This is a genomic window from Burkholderia sp. Bp8991, assembly GCF_003853795.1.
Lineage (GTDB): Bacteria > Pseudomonadota > Gammaproteobacteria > Burkholderiales > Burkholderiaceae > Burkholderia.
On sequence record NZ_QTQJ01000042.1, the window covers coordinates 28,536 to 45,599 of the forward strand.

Here is a 17,064-nt window from a genome sequence, read left to right on the forward strand (position 1 = left end):
GTTGCGCGTCGCTACACTCGTCCCATTCAACGGTCCGCGCTACGCGGGGCATGACGGCCCGCGCCCGCCGGCGACAACGACAGGACGACGGCACGATGGCAGAACCGAAGGCGCTCCCTCGCGACTGGCAGCGGATCTTTTCCGCCGGCCGCAGCGTGTCCGGGCGACGTCTCGGGGCATCGCCGCGCGCCGACCTGTTTCTCGCCGCGTTCATCGTGTCGGTGGTCGCGCTGTTCATCCTGCCGCTGCCGCAAGCCGCGCTCGACGGGATGATCTCGCTGAACCTCGCCGCGAGCGTCGTGCTGCTGACGGTGTCGACCTACGTGCCGTCGGCGGTCAGCTTCTCGTCGTTTCCCGCGCTGCTGCTGTTCACCACGCTGTTCCGGCTCGCGCTGAACATCGCGTCGTGCAAGCTGATCCTGCTGCACGCGAACGCGGGCCACGTGATCGACGCGTTCGGCCGGCTCGTGGTCGGCAACAACGTCGTGGTGGGCGGCGTGGTGTTCCTGGTGATCGCCGTCGTGCAGTTCATCGTGATCGCGAAGGGTTCGGAGCGGGTCGCCGAAGTCGGCGCGCGCTTCTCGCTCGACGCGATGCCGGGCAAGCAGATGAGCATCGACGCGGACCTGCGCGCGGGCATCATCAGCGCCGACGAAGCGCGCGAGCGCCGCGAGAAGCTCGAACAGGAATCGCAGATGCACGGCGCGATGGACGGCGCGATGAAGTTCGTGAAGGGCGATGCGATCGCGGGCCTCGTGATCGCGTTCATCAACATCGTCGCGGGCATCGCGGTCGGCACGCTGATGCACGGGATGGATATCGGCGAGGCGCTGCAGCGCTACGCGATCCTGACGGTCGGCGACGGGATGGCGTCGCAGATCCCGTCGCTGCTGGTGTCGATCGCGGCGGGCATCGTGACGACGCGCGTCGCGACGCGCGACACGCGGCAGCGCCAGCTCGGCGAACAGCTGGGCGAGCAGCTCGGCGCGCATCCGCGCGCGCTGCTGATCGCGGCGCTGGTGCTGGCCGGGTTCCTCGTCGTGCCCGGTTTTCCGAAATGGTCGTTCGCGCTGATCGCGCTCGGCCTCGGCGCGTTCGCCTTCACGCAGCTCAAGCGCAAGACGACCGCGCCGAGCTTCAACCTGATTCACATCGCGGGTCGCATCGGCGCGACCGACGACGGCCAGCCCGCGAAGGTGTCGCATGCGGCAGGCGTCACGTCGCTGATCGCGGTGTCGCTGTCGGATGACCTGCGCACGACGCTGAACCTCGCGCAGCTGCAGACCGCGCTGTCGAGCGCGAAGGCGCGCGTCGACGCGGACATCGGCACGGTGTTTCCACGCATCACGCTGAACGACGACGAAGGGGCGGCGCCCGGCACGTACCGGATCTATCTGCAGGACGTGCTCGCCGCGCAGGGCGCGCTGAAGCCGGGCTGGCTGCTGTGGGACGGCGTCGCGCCGCTGCCGGAGCGCGCGGAGCGCCAGCCGGCCGAGGCCTTCGGCCCGTTCGCGACCGCGCTGTGGATCAAGCCCGACGGCGCGGCGCCGGACGGCAAGTGGCTGACGAGCGAAGGCGCGCTCGCCGCGCACGTCGAGCAGATCGTGCGCCAGCATGCGGACGAGCTGCTCGGCATCCAGGAAACGCAGGCGCTCGTGCACCTGGTGCGCCGCGAGCATCCGGAACTCGTCGGCGAACTGACGCGGCTCGTGCCGCTGCAGCGCGTGACCGAGGTGCTGCGCCGGCTGCTGGCCGAGCAGGTGCCGATCCGCAACCTGCGCGTGATTTTCGAAAGCCTGATCACATGGGCGCCGAACGAGCCGGACGACGTGATCGCGCTGGTCGAGCTGGTGCGCGTCGACCTGCGCCGGATGATCACCGATCGCCATGCGGGCGCGACGCGGCAGCTGCGCGTCGTGCTGTTCGAGCAGAACCTGCAGGAGCGGATCGAGAACGCGGTGATGCGCACGAAGCAGGGCAATTTCCTCGCGCTGTCGAGCGCGATCAAGCAGGACATCGGCGAACAGGTGCGCGCGATCGTGCAGGCCGCGACGGCGGCGCAGCCGGCAGGCGCAGGCGGTCACGGCAACCCGCCGGGCGCCGCGCGGCTCGCGGTGATGGTCGCGCTCGGCGCGCGCCGCTACGTGAAGACGATTTTGCAGCCGGTGCTGCCCGAACTCGCGGTGCTGTCGTACCAGGAGGTCGAGGAGGACGTGCAGCTGCATACGGTCGGCTGGGTGAAGAACCCGCCCGACGACGGCACGCTCGGCGCGGGCGCCGGCGTGCGTGCGCCGGGAGTCGTGCAATGACGAGCTCGACGATCCTCGACCTGACCCGGCAGGCGCTGATGCTGGTGCTGCTGCTGTCGCTGCCGATCGTGCTGATCGCCACCGTCACCGGCCTCGTCGTCGCGATCCTGCAGGCCGTCACGCAGGTGCAGGACGCCAACCTCGGCATCGCGGTGCGGCTGATCGCCGTGATGGTCGCGCTCGTGCTGCTGTCGGGCTGGCTCGGCAGCGAGGTGCTGCGCTTCGCGCAGCAGGCGCTGGAACGCATGTTCGTTTCTTCCACAGGAGTGTTTTGATGCGTCGACGCGTCGCCCCGATCCGGTTTCAACCGCGCCGCCTGCAACGGGCCGCGCTCGCCATGTGCGCGACCGCGCTGCTCGCCGCGTCGCTGTGCGTGACGGTCGCGCAGCCGGCGCGCGCGGCGGACCTGCGCTGGCGCAACAAGCCGTTTACGATCGTCGCGAATGGCAAGAAGATCGGCGACTTCATTCGCGAGCTCGCATCGTCGCAGGGCGTGACGGCCGTGGTCGACCCGAAGGTCGACGGCGTGATCAGCGGCCGCTTCTCGGGCACGCCGCAGCAGACGCTCGACACGATCTGCTCGACCTACGGGCTCACGTGGTACTACGACGGCTCGTTCCTGTACGTCGACCCGGCCGACCAGTCGCAGACGCAGATGATCCCGATCCCGCCGAACGCGGCCGGCGAGATCGGCCGCGCGCTGCAGGCGATGCAGATTCCCGACAAGCGCTACACGCTCGTGATCAACGATCGCGCGAACAGCGTGTACGTGGCCGGCCCGCGTCGTTACGTGGAGCTCGTGCGGCAGGCGGTCGGCTCGGTCGGCGATCCGTCGGCGAACGGCGCGCATGCGGACATCCGCGCGTTCCGGCTCCGGTACGGCTGGGCGTCCGACTTCACGATCAACCGCTCGGGCAAGGAAGTGACGGTGCCGGGCGTCGCGACGATCCTGCGCCGGCTGTTCGGCAAGGGCGGCGGCACGAGCGAACTGCCGTCGAGCACGCCGCTCGGGCAGGCCGCGCGCCAGGTGAAGCTCGGCTCGGGGCTGACGATCGCGGTGCCGCGGCTCGACTTCCCGGACATTGCCGGCGGCCCGCGCCAGGGCGGCTATGGCGGTGCCGACAGCGCTGCCGGCGGTGTCTCGCCGTTCTCGAACGGCGGCGGTGGCGACACGCTGCCGCAGATCGTCGCCGATCCGGCGATCAACGCGGTGATCGTGCGCGACCTGCCGGAGAACATGTACCGCTACCAGGCGCTGATCAACCAGCTCGACGAGCGGCCGCGCATCGTCGAGATCAACGTGACGATCATCGACATCAACGAGGATTCGCTCGACAGTCTCGGGATCGACTGGCGCCTGCACACGACGCACGGCGACGTGCAGATCGGCAACGGCGCGAATCCGCTGAACGGCAACACGCAGTACAACGGCGCCGGCAATCCGCCGCTGACGTTCGGCGTCGGCGCGTCGGAGACGGGGCAGACCGGCACCTTCATGCCGACCGGCATCGCGCTGACCGCGTCGATCGGCGGCTCGCTGCGCAACTACCTGCTCACGCGCGTGAACGCGCTCGCGCAGAAGGGGCAGGCGCAGCTGCGCTCGAAGCCGAAGGTGCTCGCGCTCGACAACACCGAGGCCATTCTCGAGAACCTCACGCAGTTCTACGTGCAGGTGCAGGGCTACCAGGATTCGTCGCTGTACAGCGTGACGACCGGCACCAGCATCAAGGTCACGCCGATGATCGTCGACGAGGCGATCCGCAACGCGGCCGCCGTGTCCGGCAACCCGCAGAGCGTGATGATGTCGATCGACATCCAGGACGGCAACATCGTGCCGGGCCAGGCCGTGTCGAACGTGCCGGTGATCCAGCAGCGCAACATCGTCACCAAGACGATGATCGACGAAGGCAAGAGCCTCCTGATCGCGGGCTTCAACGACGACGAGGTGCGGCTGAACAAGAGCGGCGTGCCGTGGCTGTCGGACATCCCGCTGATCGGCAACCTGTTCAAGTACACCGACAAGTCGGGCAACCACATGGAGCGGTTCTACCTGCTGACGCCGCGCGTGGTGACGACCGCGTCGATGTACGCGCCGGACGGCTCGCCGGTGAACCCGGGCGCGGACGGGCCGGCCGGTTTGAACGGCACGTCGATGTATCGCCCGCCGGACAACGACATCGCGGTGCCGCTCACGCCCGCGCCGCTGCCCGGCACCAAGTTCGGCCCGCCCGCGCTGCCGCCGCCGAAGGATTCGGCGGCGCAGCCGGTGGCGACGACCGCAGGAGCGTCCACCCATGTCGACGACCATCATTGACCCGCACGGCGACGGCGCATTGTCCGGCGGCACGGCGGGCGCCGCGGCCGGGGCGCCCGCGCTCGCGTCGCCGTGGAACCTGTGCTTCCTCAGCGGGCCGATGTACGGCCGCACGATGTCGCTCGCGCGCGGCGCGAACTGGGTCGGCACCGCGGCCGACTGCGAAGTGATCCTGCCCGATCGCGAGATCGGCGCGAAACAGGTATGCCTGCAGGTCGGCGCGCTCGCGGTGACGGTGCAGAACCACGGCGGCGACGGCGGCGCGCCGGTGCTGTTCAACGACGCGCCGCTCGGCGCGGGCCGCCGCTCGATGACGCCGCAGGATGTCGTGACGGTCGGCTCGATCAAGCTCGGCATCGCGCGTCATGCGCAGGCGAGCGTCGCGGTGCCCGACGAGGCCGACGCGCCGGACGCCGCGCGCGAGGCCGCGTGGCTCGGCTGGCTCACCGGGGGGCTGCGCCGTCTCGGCAGCCGGCGGCTCGTGATCGCGGTCGTCGCGCTGTGGATCGGCGTGCTGCTCGGCGCGCTCGGTTACGGCTTCGTCGCATGGTCGGGGCGCCTGCCGTGGCAGCACGAGTCGGTGCTCGCGCGCACGCACCGGCTGCAGCAGCTGCTGCACGCGTATCCGGAGCTCGCCGTCGCGCCGCGCGACGACGGCGTGATCGTGTCGGGTTACGTGAGCGATCCGGCCGCGCGGGAACGCGTCGCGCAGATCGTCGCGGGCGTCGACAACGCGGCGCTCGGCAACCTCTACGTGGTAAGCGATCTCGTCGCGACCGCGCAGACGTATTTCAGCGACACGGCGCTGACGGTCACCTATCTCGGCCGCGGCCGGATCGAATTGACGGGGGCGGCCGAGCGCGCGCAGATCGAGCCGCGTATCCGCAACTACATGAAGGACGCGCGTCCGGCGCTCGAGGTGGTCGACCACGTGCGCGACGCCGATGCGGCCGCGCCGCGCACCGCGACGACACTCGGCGGCGTCGCGGGGATTCCGGAGATCACGACGGTGTTCGCGGGCGACGGCGACCAGCGCTACATCGAGACGGCCGACGGCAGCCGCTATTTCGAAGGCGCGCGGCTGAAGGAAGGGCCGACCGTGGTGTCGATCGGCCCCGACGAAGTGGTGTTCGAACGCAATGGCCAGCGCATCACGATGCCGCTCGGCGGTCCGTCCGCGAGCGCGCCCGAGCGGGCATCGGCGCCGCCCGTGCCGCCGCTCGCGAGCGGCGCGGCGGCCGGCGTCGCACAGCCGGTGCCCGGACCGGCGTTGTTGCCGGATGCGCCGGCGGTACCGGCGGTTGCCGCGGCCGGCGCATCGAAGGCGGCGCACTAGCGCCGCGACAGGACTTGCGCATCGCGCGTCGCGCGGTGCGCGCATTACGCGACACGCCGCGCGCATGCGGCGCGTCACGTCGCCGGTGGGGCATGGGGCCGCCGCCGGAACAGGGAAGCAGTTCAATGACGTACATGCAAAGGAGCGAAACATGAGTACCCCCCCGACTGGTGCCAACAACACGCAACAGGTCCAGCAGCAGGCGGACGACCTGACCAAGACGCAGCTCGAACTGACGAAGATCAACTTCCAGGTCCAGCAGTCGACCGCGACGTTCGAAACCAGCAACGCAGTGACCGCGCAGGAAGGGACGGCGAACGCCCAGGTTGCGCAACACCTGAGTTCCGCCGGCCGCGCATGACGCCGGTCGCCGGCCGTGCCGCGCGACGCCGGATGCCGGGGCCGCCCGTGACGGGCGCCCGGCGGGGCGTATGCGCGTGGCGGCCGGCCCGTTCCCGGCGCTGCCGGTCAAGGAGGACACGATCATGTCGGTAACAGGCGTAGGCGCGGCACCCCCGGGCGCGGCCGCGCTCGCGGGTGCCGTGCAGCAGGCGGGCACGGCGTCCGATCCGGCGCAGGTGCGCCAGTTCGATGCGTTGATGCAGCCGGGTGCCGCGCCGGCCGCGGCGTCGCCGTCGGCGTCGGGCGTCGCGATGTCGCGCGCGCCGGCCGATGCGGCGCCGGCCGTGCAGATGACGCCCGCGACACCCGCGCAGGCGAACCATTCTTCGCTCGTCGAGCGGTTGCGCACCTACGGCAACGATCTCGACACGCGGTACGCGAACATCGACAAGCATCGCACCGAAATGCTGACGTCGATGGCGGACAACCGCAGCGATCCGCTGATGACGATGGTGAAGGCGATGGATTTCCAGTGGACGGCGACCACCACGATTTCGGAATACCAGTTGAGCCTGTCGGTCGCGCAGGCGGCGAACGGCTTCACGCACACGGTGCTGAAGACCCAGGAGTAGCGAAAGCCGGTGCGTGCGCCTGAACCGGCCGCGCGCCCTGAAGCGGACAAACGATGACGACGATCGATTCGACGCCGCGCCTGCATGCGTGGCGCAGCCGGGCGGCGCGTGCGCTGCTCGCGGGACTGCTCGCGCTGCTGGCGGGCTGCCAGAAGGAGCTTTACTCCGGCCTGTCGGAGCGCGATGCGAACCAGATGGTTGCCGTGCTCGGCGACGCAGGGATCAGCGCGGCGAAGGACAACGACGCGCGCGACACGTCGGATCGCAACGCATGGCAGGTGAGCGTCGCGGACGGCGACATGCAGTCGGCGCTCACCGTGCTGCAGGCGAACGGGCTGCCGAAGCCGAGCTACGCGAGCCTCGGCGAGCTGTTCCAGAAGCAGGGGCTCGTGTCGACGCCGGCCGAGGAGCGCGTGCGCTACCTGTATGGCGTGTCGCAGGACCTGTCGCGCACGCTGCAGGACATCGAGGGCGTGGTAGTCGCGCGCGTGCAGGTCGTGATTCCGGAGAACGATCCGCTTGCGGACAAGATCAAGCCGTCGTCGGCGGCCGTGTACATCCGCTACCGGCCCGGCGTGGACCTGCGCGCGATGGCGCCGATGGTGAAGGATCTCGTCGCGCACAGCATCGAAGGGCTGCAGTACGACAACGTGTCGCTGTTCCTGCAGCCGGCCGCCGCGCGCACGGCGCGCGTCGACGGGATCGGCAGCGCGGTGTCGGACATCCTGCGGCTGCGCTCGCCGCTCGGCTGGCTGGTGTTCGCGCTGATCCTGCTGACCTGCGCGGTGATCGCGCTGTCGGCCGCGCGGCGCGGGATGTTCGGCGCGCGGCTGGCCGGGCTGGTCGGCGGCGCACCGCGCGGCGGCAACGGTGCAGGCGGCGCGTCCGCGCAGTCGGGCGGCAGCCTGCGCACGCCGGACGGCGCGCGCGACGGCGCATGAACGAGCCGCATGTGCTGCCGCCGGGCGTTGCACCCGACGCGGTGTCGCTGCCGTGGCTGCAATCTCTCGCGGCGCCGCCCGCTGCGCGGCGCGCGGCGTTTCATGCGCTCGTCTGCGAATTCAACCTGCGGCCCGACCGTTATCTGCACGTGACGCGCGTGCCGGCCGACTGGCCCGCGCGTTACCGCTCGCCCGACGCGTTCGGCCCGGCCGGTCGCAAGCTGCTTGCGCGCCATCTGCTCGATGCGAACGGCGTGGCCGAACATCACGACTTCGACCTCGCGAATCCGTGCGCGCGGCTTGCGCTGCTGCCCGGCGCGGCGCTCGAACAGCTCGCATCGTATGCGGGCTTGCTGCTGCATCGCGGCTGGCTGCGCGATGCGCTGGCCGTGCGCCGCATTCGCGCGGAAGTCGCGGCGAAGCTCGGCGGCGATGCATTGGAGCTCGCGCTCGAGCGCGCGCCGGAATTCGGTGCGCTCTCGGACACGCTCGAGCCGTGGCGCGCCGATCCGGCCGCGCTGCCGGTGGTGATCCGTGCGCGCGGCGGGCGGCTGCTCGCGGATTTCATCGGCGTGGCGGGCGATGCGGTCGCGCGGCGCGCGCGCCTGAAATTCAACCGCGCGATCGACGACGAAGCGCCGTACTGGCTGAACCGCGCGCAGCGCGACCAGTTCGGCGAATTGCTGTTCCTGTTTCTGATTCCCGAGAGGCTTGCGTCATGGGACTGGCTTTTCTGATCACGAGCGACAACCTGCAGCTGCTGTCGGAGCGCAAGGTGCTCAAGGAGCGCGAATACGCGGCGCTGCTCGACGCGTCCGCGGTGATCGCGACCGCGCGCGACGAGGCCGCGCGCATCGTCGCCGATGCGCAGCGCGAATTCGACCGGCGCCAGGCGGCCGGCTACGACGAAGGGATGCGCCGCGCGCAGCGCGAGCATGCGGCGCAGGCTTATACGCAGGCGTTGGCCGCCGCGCGCACGATGGAGTCGATGAAGGATTCGATGGCCGACATCGTCGTGAAGGCCGTGCGCGCGATCGTCGGCGAGATGCCCACGCAGAAGCTGTACGAGGCCGCGCTCGCGCGGATCGCGCCGCTCGTGCGCGACGAGGCGTTCCTGATCGTGCGGGTCGCGCCGGGCCGCGAGGACGAGATGCGCGACGCGCTCGAGCGCGCGTTCGCCGGCCAGTCGAACCGGCAACGGATCCGCATCGTCGAGGATGCGCAGCTCGAACGCCACGCATGCACGGTCGAGACGCCGTCCGGGCGCATCGATGCGAGCCTCGACCTGCAGATCGACGCGCTGCGCCAGGCGATCCGCCGCGACGCGCTGAAGGGCTCGCCGCGATGAACGCGCCGCTCGACGATCCGCAACCGAACGGCCGCGAGAGCGACGACGATGCCGCGCCGTTCGATCGCGGCCGCCTCGTCGGCGATCTCGACGCGGGGCTCGCGTTCTTCTCGCCGGTGTCGGTGCAGGGCCGCGTCAATCACGCGGTCGGGCAGATCCTCAATGCGACGGGCATTCGCGCGCGGCTCGGCGAGATCTGCGAGCTGCGCACGCCGAACCAGCCGACGCTGCTCGCCGAAGTGGTCGGCTTCTCGCGGCAGACCACGCTGCTTACGCCGCTCGGCGACGTGGCCGGGCTGTCGCCGGAGACGAGCGTCGTGCCGTCCGGGCGCGAGCATGTGTTTCCGGTCGGCGAAGCGCTGTTCGGCCGCGTGCTCGACGGGCTCGGCCGGCCGCTCGACGATCGCGGGCCGGTGACGGGCGCCGCGTGGGTGTCGACGCAGCAGGACCCGCCGAACCCGCTCGCGCGCAAGCTGATCGACACGCCGTTTCCGACCGGCGTGCGCGTGATCGACGGCCTGATGACGCTCGGCATCGGCCAGCGCGTCGGCATCTTCGCGCCGTCCGGCGTCGGCAAGAGCACGCTGCTCGGGATGATCGCGCGCGGCGCGCAGGCCGACGTGAACGTGATCGCGCTGGTCGGCGAGCGCGGCCGCGAAGTGCGCGAGTTCATCGAGCACAGCCTGTCGCCCGAGGTGCGCGCGCGCTCGATCGTCGTCGTGTCGACGTCCGATCGTCCCGCGATGGAGCGCGTGAAATCCGCGCTGGTCGCGACCGCGATCGCCGAGCACTTCCGCGATGCGGGCAAGCGCGTGCTGCTGCTGGTCGATTCGCTGACGCGTTTCGCGCGCGCGCAGCGCGAGGTCGGCCTCGCGAGCGGCGAGCCGCCGACGCGGCGCAGCTTCCCGCCGTCGACGTTCGCGGTGCTGCCGCGCCTGCTCGAACGCGCGGGGCAGGGCGCGACCGGCTCGATCACCGCGCTGTATACGGTGCTCGTCGAAGGCGATGAGGAATCCGATCCGATCGCCGAGGAAGTGCGCTCGATCCTCGACGGTCACATCGTGCTGTCGCGCAAGATCGCGCTCGCGAACCGCTATCCGGCGATCGACGTGCTCGCGAGCCTGTCGCGCGTGATGCCGCTCGTCGCGAGCCGCACGCATCAGCAAGCGGCCGCGCGCGTGCGCGAGCTGGTCGCGAAGTACCAGGAAATCGAGCTGCTCGTGCAGATCGGCGAGTACCGCGAAGGCAGCGACCGGCTCGGCGATCTCGCGCTGCGTGCGCGCGATGCGATCGGTGCGTTCTGCGCGCAGGCGTCGCACGAGGACGTGCGTTTCGACGCGCTGCTCGCGAAGCTGACGAAACTCGCGAACGACCATGTCTGAAGCCGACGACCGTCTCGTGCTCGCGACGCTCGCCCGCCTGAAGCGCGTGCGCGAGATGCGCAGCCAGATCGCGCGCGTGGCGGCCGCGCGCCAGCAGGGCATCGCTGCGCAGAGCCGGCGCGCGCTCGACGCCGCGCACGCGCAGCTTGCGCAGCAGGTCGCGGCGAAGGCCGCGATCCAGACGCGCCTCGCCGATGACGTGCGCGAGGCGCGCGCGTTGCAGAACGCGGCGGCCGATACGCGCACGTTCGACCGCCATATCGGTGTCGCGCACGCGTCGGTCAGCGAGGCCGCGCACCTGCACCGCGGTCACGAGGCCACGCTCGCCGACCTGCAGCGCGCCGCGCGCAAGGCGAAGGCCGCCGAGGACAAGCTCGACAAGGCCGGCGAGAAGGCCCTGCAGGCGCGCGCCGCGCGGGTCGAGCGTGATGCCGACGAAGTCGCGGATGCGCATGCGGTGCGGCGCTTCGCGACGGCCGGCGTGTGGGCGGGCGACGCGCAGGGGCATGCATCGGGGCAGCGTGACATGGCCGCCGCGTTCGATGCGGAAATGGTGTCGCGACCGGCGGGGGTAGACGCGATGGACGCGGCAAACACGGCAAACACGCGCGCGGCGGCCGGCAACGCCGCGCCGGGCGGCGCAACTGTCCCGGCCGCCACCATCGCCGATCCGGCGCCGCCTGCCGCCGCGGAGCGCCGATGCTAGACCACGCCACGAACTTCAACGACATCGCCGGCACGCTGCGTCCGCTGCTCTACGTGATGCCGCGCCTGCTGCCGATCATGTTCGTCGTGCCGGTGTTCAACGAGCAGATCGTCACGGGCCTCGTGCGCAACGGCATCGCGGTCGTGATCGCCGCGTTCGTCGCGCCGGTGATCGACCCGGCACAGGTCGCCGCGCTGCCGTTCCTGATGTGGTGCCTGCTCGTCGCGAAGGAGGCGGTGATCGGCATGCTGCTCGCGGGCGCGTTCAGCGCGGTGCTGTTCGCGATCCAGGGCGTCGGCTACCTGATCGATTTCCTGACCGGCAGCGGCAGCGCCGCGTTCTTCGATCCGATGGGTGGGCACGAGGGCGGCCCGACGTCAGGGTTCCTGAATTTCGTCGCGATCGCGCTGTTCGTCACCGCGGGCGGGCTGCAGGTGCTCGTGCAACTGTTCGCGCAGTCGTACGCGTGGTGGCCGATCGGCTCGCTCGGCCCCGATTTCTCGTCGATGCTGCAGACCTTCGTCGTGCGGCAGACCGACACGATCTTCGAATGGATGGTGAAGCTCGCCGCGCCGGTGATCATCGTGCTGGTGCTGGTCGAGCTCGGCATCGGCCTCGTCGGGCGCGCGGTGCCGCAGCTGAACGTCTTCGTGTTCGCGCAGCCGCTGAAGAGCGCGCTCGCGGTGCTGATGATGGTGCTGTTCCTGCCGGTGGTATACGCGTCGCTGCGCGCGCTGCTGAGCCCCGACAGCGGGCTGATGGCGCTGCTGCGCGCGCTGTTCGCCGCGCACGGCGGCGCGTGACGGCCCCGCCGGACCGGAGCGACGATGGCCGAAAAGAACCAGCAGCCGACCGCGAAGCGCCTGCGCGAGGCGCGCCAGAAAGGCGATGTGCCGAAGAGCGCGGAGACGATCTCGTCCGCGTTCTTCGTCGGCGTGTGCGTCGCGCTCGCGGTCGGGCTCGGCACGTTGTTCGCGCGGCTGCAGGCGCTGTTCCGGCTCGTGTTCGATGCGGCGGGCGCCAGCGATCCTTCCGCGCGGCTCGCGGTGCTGATCGACGGCGCCGCGCGCGACTGGGCGCTGCTGTCCGCGCAGATCGTCGCGGCCGGGCTGCTGGCCGGCTTGCTCGCGGGCTTCGTGCAGGTGGGCGGCGTGATGGCGTGGAGCCGGCTCGTGCCGCAGCTGTCGCGGCTCAATCCCGCCGAGGGGCTGAAGAACATGGTGTCGATGCGCAACCTCGTGAACCTCGCGAAGATGCTGCTGAAGACCGTGCTGCTGGTCGCGACGCTTGGCTGGCTGATCGTCGAGTCGCTCGACCCGGCGGTGCAGTCCGGCTTCACGCGGCCGATGTCGATTCTCGCGCTGCTCGTGAAGCTGCTGATGCTGCTGTTCGGCTGGGCCGCGCTGATCTATATCGTGATGGCGCTGATCGACATCGTGCACCAGCGGCGCGAGTTCAATCAGAAGATGAAGATGTCGATCGAGGAAGTGCGGCGCGAGCACAAGGAAGACGAAGGCGACCCGCACATCGAGGCGAAGCGCCGGCAGCTCGCGCGCGAAGCGCAGTTCTCGTCGCTGCCCGACCGGATCGGCTTCGCGTCGGTGGTCGTCTATTCGTCGAGCGTCGCGGTCGCGCTCTATTACGGCGGCGTCGGCACGCTGCCATGGGTGCTCGCGCGCGGCGAGGGCGAGGCGGCCGAACGGATCGTACGGCTCGCGCGCGACGCGCTGCGTCCGACGCTTGCGAACGCCGGCCTCGCGCAGGCGCTGTACGAGAGCACGCCAGAAAAGGGCACGATCCAGCAACGGCATTTCCGCGAAGTCGCGCAGTTGCTGAAGTGGGCGACCGGCGCGGCCTGACGTGCTCGAACTGTCGGTGCCGGAACATCGAAAGGCGCGCGGTTCACCGATGCGTCGCGATGCGGCCCCGTTTCCGCTTCACCGGGCCGGTCGCACGCAGTGCTTGACGCCGGTTTTTTTCCGGGGTCGTCCGAGATTCACCCATGAATTATTGCTGATTTATTTCTTCGTAATATGGCTCGACCGTCAGCCGGACGGCGGGCTGCGAGGTTGCGCCGCCGCTGACGGAACAGGTCAACAGAGGCAGACAAATCAATGTGCGGAATCGACGGCTTTCTGAATAGCGTCGCCTTCGATGAGGAGACAGCGCGCGGCACGCTCGCGCGAATGACGGCGAGCCTCGCGCATCGCGGCCCCGACGGGCAGGGCCTCTGGGTCGACCCGGAAGCCGGTATCGCGCTCGGCCACCGGCGGCTTGCGATCGTCGATCTGTCGGTCCACGGCCGGCAGCCGATGGCATCCGCGTGCGGCCGCTACGTCATGGTCTTCAACGGCGAAATCTATAACCATCGCGACTTGCGCGCGGAGCTCGGGCGCGCGGGTAGCGCACCGGCGTGGCGCGGCCACTCCGACAGCGAGGTGCTGATCGCGGCGATCGCCGCGTGGGGCGTCGAGGCGGCGCTGCGGCGCGCGACCGGCATGTTCGCGTTCGCGCTGTGGAATCGTGCGTCGCGGGTGCTGACGCTCGCGCGCGACCGGATCGGCGAGAAGCCGCTCTACTACGGCCGGATCGGCGACGCACTGGTGTTCGCGTCGGAGCTGAAGGCGCTGCGCGGCTACCCGGGCTTCGACGGCACGATCGATCGCGACGCGCTGTGCCTGTACCTGCGCCAGTCGAGCGTGCCCGCGCCGCATACGATCTATCGCGGCATCAGCAAGCTGCCGCCGGGCACCTTCATCCAGTTCGAGCATGCGCGCGACACGCCGCGCCTGCGCGCGTACTGGACGCTCGAGCAGGCGATCGAAGCCGGCCGCGAGCAGCCGTTCGAGGGCAGCGCCGACGAGGCCGTCGATCAGCTCGACACGATCCTGCGCCAGGCCGTCGCGCGGCAGATGGAAGCCGACGTGCCGCTCGGCGCGTTCCTGTCGGGCGGCATCGATTCGTCGGCGATCGTCGCGCTGATGCAGGCGCAGTCGGCGAAGCCGGTCGACACGTTCACGATCGGCTTTCACGAGGCCGGCTACGACGAGGCCGGCTATGCGAAGGCGGTCGCGCGCCACCTCGGCACGCGGCATACCGAGCTCTACGTGACGGCCGACCATGCGCTCGGCGTCGTGCCGAAACTGCCGACGATCTATGACGAGCCGTTCTCCGATGCGTCGCAGATTCCGACCTTCCTCGTGTCGGAGCTGACGCGCCGGCACGTGAAGGTGAGCCTGTCCGGCGATGGCGGCGACGAGCTGTTCGGCGGCTATACGCGCTACTTCCTGACGCCGCGCCTGTGGCGCAAGCTGCATCGCGTGCCGGCGGCGGTGCGCGCGCGGATCGCCGCCGCGCTGCATGCGCTGCGTCCCGATCATGCGGACCAGCTCGCGGCGGTCGCGCAGGGCGCATGGAGCGGCGTGGAAGCACGCGACTCGGCGACCCGCATCGGCGACCGGCTGCACAAGCTCGGCCACGTGATGACGGCCGAGAGCCGCATCGCGCTGTACCGGCTGCTGATGTCGTCGGTGCATCATCCGGAGCGCATCGCGCTGGCCGGAAAGGAACCGCCGACCCCGCTCGATACGGTGTCCGCATGGCCCGCGAACCTGAGCTTCGCCGAGCAGGCGATGGCGATCGACACGCTCACGTACCTGCCGACCGACATCCTCGCGAAGGTCGACCGCGCGGCGATGGCGGTGAGCCTCGAGACGCGCATGCCGTTCCTCGATCATCACGTCGTCGAATTCGCATGGCGCGTGCCCGCGTCGGTGCGTTTGCCGGAAGGGCAGTCGAAGGCGCTGCTGCGCCGGCTGCTGGACCGGTACGTGCCGTCGGCGCTGATCGACCGGCCGAAGCAGGGCTTCTGCGCGCCCGTCGATCACTGGCTGCGCGGCGCGCTGCGCGACTGGGCCGACGCGTTGCTGCAGCCGTCGCGGCTGCGTGACGAGGGCTTCTTCGACGCGGCGGCGGTCGACCGGCTGTGGCGCCAGCACCAGTCGGGCCGGATGAACTGGCAGCATCAGCTGTGGACGGTGCTGATGTTCCAGGCGTGGCTGGAGGCGCAGCGCGCTGCGTGAAGCGGGGCGGTGCCGAAGTTTCGCGCACGCTTGGAGGCACAGCGCGCTGCATGAAGCGGGATGACGCGGCGCGGTTCGGAAGTTCCGGGCACGGCTGGAGGCACAGCGCGCCGCATGAAGCAGGGCGACGCGGCACGCCGCGTCATCCGATGCACGTCATGCCGGCGTCGCGTCGACGCTCACTGATCGAGACAGCGCACGCACAGCCGCTTCGCCTGGCTCGCCGGCAAGCCGCGGCACATCATCACGACCGGGCGCGCATGGCACGACGGCGCGTCGGCGGAGGCCGCGGGCGACGCGAGCCTGCGCGCGCGTTCGGGCGGCGTGGTCGCGGCCGCGTCCATGCGCCGTTGTCGCGCGGGCGGCGGCGTATCGCTCACCACCGGAATCGGCTCGACGCCGCCTTCGCGCGCATTGCGCCGCGCGCTCGCGACGACGCGGCTCACGTAGCCGCTCGAGAACCCGGTCGTGAAGTTGCCGCTGTAGTAGCACGACAGCGCCGCGCGCAACGCGGCCTGCGCGGGACGGCCGGTATTCGACGAGCGCGCGAAGCATTCGGTCAGGATCGCGCCGCCCGCCCGCAGGTTGCGGCACGGTTCGAACATCGTCGTGTCGTCGAGGCCGTATTTCGCGAAGTTTCGTTCGTTCACCTGAGCTAGGCCGACACTGTAGCTGAAGCCGCGCGCGGCCAGCTCGCTCGTGGTCGCGCGCGCTTCGTCGAGCGACGCGGGCTGGCGCGTCAGGTGGCCGCCGACCACGCCGATCGCATACGGGTTGAAACCGGATTCGGTGCGCACCAGCGCGGCGAGCGTGTCGGGATCGACGTTCGGCGCGCACGCGCGCGCGAGCTGCGCGAAGCCGGCGGCGCTGCCGGCCGCGTGCGCGCTGCGCGGCTGCAGGCCCGCGCCGGCGAGCGTCAACGCCAGCGCGATCAGCACGGCCGGCGCGATCACTGCGCGCAGGTTCGGCACGACGCTGCGCAACGCGCGCGCGTTCATCCCGCCCCCGATACGCGGTACGACAGCACGAGCCCGTGCACGAGCAGCGACCAGCCGTCGAGCGCGACGAACAGCAGCAGCTTGAACGGCACCGAGATCGTCGTCGGCGAGATCATCTGCATCCCGAGCGCGAGCAGGATGTTTGCGACCAGCAGGTCGACGACGATGAACACGATGTAGATCACGAAGCCGATCTGGAATGCCTTGGTCAGCTCGGCGAGCGTGAAGCTCGGCACCAGCACGAGCAGGTCGTCGTCCTTGATGCCGTCCGCGCGGTTCTTCGGCCAGACCGAGGTTGCCGTGCGCACGAAGAATTCGCGATCGCGCTGCCGCGTGTGCGACACCAGGAAATCCTTGACCGGCGGCAGCGCGGCATCGGCGAGCGCGCCGATATCGGCGGTCGACAGCTGCCCCGACGCGTCGAAGTGGCGTGCCTGCAGCGCGTCGCGGATCGACATCCCGACCGGCGCCATGATGAACAGCGACAGGATCAGCGCGATGCCGTTCAGCACGAGGTTCGGCGGCACCTGCTGGATTCCGAGCGCGGAGCGCAGCAGGCCAAGCACGACCACGAGCTTCGTATAGCTCGTCACCATCAGCGCGGCGAACGGCGCGATGCCGAGCGCGGCGATCACCGCGATCAGCGCGACCGGATTCGGCAGGCTGCCCATCGT

16 protein-coding genes are annotated in these 17,064 nt (G+C 70.4%); 14 read left to right on the forward strand and 2 right to left on the reverse strand.

Translation table 11 applies throughout. The features are described 5' to 3' along the window. Nucleotides 1-95: 95 nt before the first annotated feature. The 14 genes from sctV (at nucleotide 96) to asnB (ending at nucleotide 15,392) form a co-directional block, all read left to right on the forward strand. Nucleotides 96-2,309 (forward strand): type III secretion system export apparatus subunit SctV, encoded by a 2,214-nt coding sequence (sctV, locus tag DIE02_RS31750; protein ID WP_124485366.1) that lies wholly within the window; start codon nucleotides 96-98, stop codon nucleotides 2,307-2,309. Further along, on the forward strand, nucleotides 2,306-2,584 hold the full coding sequence (sctS, locus tag DIE02_RS31755) for a type III secretion system export apparatus subunit SctS (protein WP_124485367.1): 279 nt from the start codon (nucleotides 2,306-2,308) through the stop codon (nucleotides 2,582-2,584). Before sctV ends, sctS begins: the two co-directional genes overlap by 4 nt. Next, nucleotides 2,584-4,623: a type III secretion system outer membrane ring subunit SctC gene (sctC, locus tag DIE02_RS31760; protein WP_124485368.1), complete on the forward strand. Its 2,040-nt coding sequence runs from the start codon at nucleotides 2,584-2,586 to the stop codon at nucleotides 4,621-4,623. The genes sctS and sctC overlap by 1 nt, the downstream gene beginning before the upstream one ends. Then, nucleotides 4,604-5,959: a type III secretion system inner membrane ring subunit SctD gene (gene sctD, locus DIE02_RS31765; protein ID WP_124485369.1), complete on the forward strand. Its 1,356-nt coding sequence runs from the start codon at nucleotides 4,604-4,606 to the stop codon at nucleotides 5,957-5,959. The genes sctC and sctD overlap by 20 nt, the downstream gene beginning before the upstream one ends. 151 nt (nucleotides 5,960-6,110) lie before the next feature. Further along, the gene (locus tag DIE02_RS31770) at nucleotides 6,111-6,320 is read left to right on the forward strand and encodes a hypothetical protein (protein ID WP_044847609.1); all 210 of its coding nucleotides are present in this window, start codon (nucleotides 6,111-6,113) and stop codon (nucleotides 6,318-6,320) included. Between the two features lie 124 nt (nucleotides 6,321-6,444). Next, a complete protein-coding gene (locus DIE02_RS31775; RefSeq protein WP_124485407.1) occupies nucleotides 6,445-6,933 on the forward strand; it encodes a hypothetical protein in 489 nt (162 codons plus the stop codon). A gap of 53 nt (nucleotides 6,934-6,986) precedes the next feature. Beyond that, on the forward strand, nucleotides 6,987-7,874 hold the full coding sequence (gene sctJ / locus DIE02_RS31780; RefSeq protein ID WP_044847610.1) for a type III secretion system inner membrane ring lipoprotein SctJ: 888 nt from the start codon (nucleotides 6,987-6,989) through the stop codon (nucleotides 7,872-7,874). Further along, nucleotides 7,871-8,611 carry a SctK family type III secretion system sorting platform protein gene (locus tag DIE02_RS31785; protein ID WP_124485370.1) on the forward strand — a complete coding sequence of 247 codons (741 nt, stop codon included), beginning with the start codon at nucleotides 7,871-7,873 and terminating at the stop codon, nucleotides 8,609-8,611. Before sctJ ends, DIE02_RS31785 begins: the two co-directional genes overlap by 4 nt. Further along, a complete protein-coding gene (gene sctL, locus DIE02_RS31790) occupies nucleotides 8,593-9,222 on the forward strand; it encodes a type III secretion system stator protein SctL (protein WP_124485371.1) in 630 nt (209 codons plus the stop codon). The genes DIE02_RS31785 and sctL overlap by 19 nt, the downstream gene beginning before the upstream one ends. Continuing rightward, a complete protein-coding gene (gene sctN, locus DIE02_RS31795) occupies nucleotides 9,219-10,604 on the forward strand; it encodes a type III secretion system ATPase SctN (protein WP_124485372.1) in 1,386 nt (461 codons plus the stop codon). Before sctL ends, sctN begins: the two co-directional genes overlap by 4 nt. Continuing rightward, nucleotides 10,597-11,310 carry a hypothetical protein gene (locus tag DIE02_RS31800; protein WP_124485373.1) on the forward strand — a complete coding sequence of 238 codons (714 nt, stop codon included), beginning with the start codon at nucleotides 10,597-10,599 and terminating at the stop codon, nucleotides 11,308-11,310. The genes sctN and DIE02_RS31800 overlap by 8 nt, the downstream gene beginning before the upstream one ends. After that, a complete protein-coding gene (sctT, locus tag DIE02_RS31805; protein ID WP_124485374.1) occupies nucleotides 11,304-12,113 on the forward strand; it encodes a type III secretion system export apparatus subunit SctT in 810 nt (269 codons plus the stop codon). The genes DIE02_RS31800 and sctT overlap by 7 nt, the downstream gene beginning before the upstream one ends. Before the next feature lie 24 nt (nucleotides 12,114-12,137). Continuing rightward, complete coding sequence (locus tag DIE02_RS31810; RefSeq protein WP_124485375.1) at nucleotides 12,138-13,169, forward strand: EscU/YscU/HrcU family type III secretion system export apparatus switch protein; 1,032 nt, start codon at nucleotides 12,138-12,140, stop codon at nucleotides 13,167-13,169. A 255-nt stretch (nucleotides 13,170-13,424) separates the two neighbouring features. Next, entirely contained in the window at nucleotides 13,425-15,392 is a 1,968-nt protein-coding gene (asnB, locus tag DIE02_RS31815; RefSeq protein WP_124485376.1) for an asparagine synthase (glutamine-hydrolyzing), read from the forward strand. Between the two features lie 179 nt (nucleotides 15,393-15,571). Here the strand turns inward: asnB and DIE02_RS31820 are convergent, their stop codons facing one another. Together DIE02_RS31820 and sctR are read right to left on the reverse strand one after the other, a co-directional pair. Continuing rightward, nucleotides 15,572-16,390 (reverse strand): lytic transglycosylase domain-containing protein, encoded by an 819-nt coding sequence (locus tag DIE02_RS31820; RefSeq protein WP_124485377.1) that lies wholly within the window; start codon nucleotides 16,388-16,390, stop codon nucleotides 15,572-15,574. Further along, nucleotides 16,387-17,061 carry a type III secretion system export apparatus subunit SctR gene (gene sctR / locus DIE02_RS31825; RefSeq protein WP_124485378.1) on the reverse strand — a complete coding sequence of 225 codons (675 nt, stop codon included), beginning with the start codon at nucleotides 17,059-17,061 and terminating at the stop codon, nucleotides 16,387-16,389. Before sctR ends, DIE02_RS31820 begins: the two co-directional genes overlap by 4 nt. Nucleotides 17,062-17,064 lie beyond the last annotated feature (3 nt).

What these genes read in the sequence shown, in the direction of transcription:
- sctD (WP_124485369.1), top strand. Translation starts at nt 4,604, where the DNA reads ATGTCGACGACCATCATTGACCCGCACGGCGACGGCGCATTGTCCGGC.
- DIE02_RS31785 (WP_124485370.1), top strand. Translation starts at nt 7,871, where the DNA reads ATGAACGAGCCGCATGTGCTGCCGCCGGGCGTTGCACCCGACGCGGTG.
- DIE02_RS31775 (WP_124485407.1), top strand. Translation starts at nt 6,445, where the DNA reads ATGTCGGTAACAGGCGTAGGCGCGGCACCCCCGGGCGCGGCCGCGCTC.
- sctR (WP_124485378.1), bottom strand. Translation starts at nt 17,061, where the DNA reads ATGGGCAGCCTGCCGAATCCGGTCGCGCTGATCGCGGTGATCGCCGCG.
- DIE02_RS31800 (WP_124485373.1), top strand. Translation starts at nt 10,597, where the DNA reads ATGTCTGAAGCCGACGACCGTCTCGTGCTCGCGACGCTCGCCCGCCTG.
- sctC (WP_124485368.1), top strand. Translation starts at nt 2,584, where the DNA reads ATGCGTCGACGCGTCGCCCCGATCCGGTTTCAACCGCGCCGCCTGCAA.
- asnB (WP_124485376.1), top strand. Translation starts at nt 13,425, where the DNA reads ATGTGCGGAATCGACGGCTTTCTGAATAGCGTCGCCTTCGATGAGGAG.
- sctJ (WP_044847610.1), top strand. Translation starts at nt 6,987, where the DNA reads ATGACGACGATCGATTCGACGCCGCGCCTGCATGCGTGGCGCAGCCGG.
- sctV (WP_124485366.1), top strand. Translation starts at nt 96, where the DNA reads ATGGCAGAACCGAAGGCGCTCCCTCGCGACTGGCAGCGGATCTTTTCC.
- sctL (WP_124485371.1), top strand. Translation starts at nt 8,593, where the DNA reads ATGGGACTGGCTTTTCTGATCACGAGCGACAACCTGCAGCTGCTGTCG.
- DIE02_RS31770 (WP_044847609.1), top strand. Translation starts at nt 6,111, where the DNA reads ATGAGTACCCCCCCGACTGGTGCCAACAACACGCAACAGGTCCAGCAG.
- sctN (WP_124485372.1), top strand. Translation starts at nt 9,219, where the DNA reads ATGAACGCGCCGCTCGACGATCCGCAACCGAACGGCCGCGAGAGCGAC.
- sctT (WP_124485374.1), top strand. Translation starts at nt 11,304, where the DNA reads ATGCTAGACCACGCCACGAACTTCAACGACATCGCCGGCACGCTGCGT.
- sctS (WP_124485367.1), top strand. Translation starts at nt 2,306, where the DNA reads ATGACGAGCTCGACGATCCTCGACCTGACCCGGCAGGCGCTGATGCTG.
- DIE02_RS31820 (WP_124485377.1), bottom strand. Translation starts at nt 16,390, where the DNA reads ATGAACGCGCGCGCGTTGCGCAGCGTCGTGCCGAACCTGCGCGCAGTG.
- DIE02_RS31810 (WP_124485375.1), top strand. Translation starts at nt 12,138, where the DNA reads ATGGCCGAAAAGAACCAGCAGCCGACCGCGAAGCGCCTGCGCGAGGCG.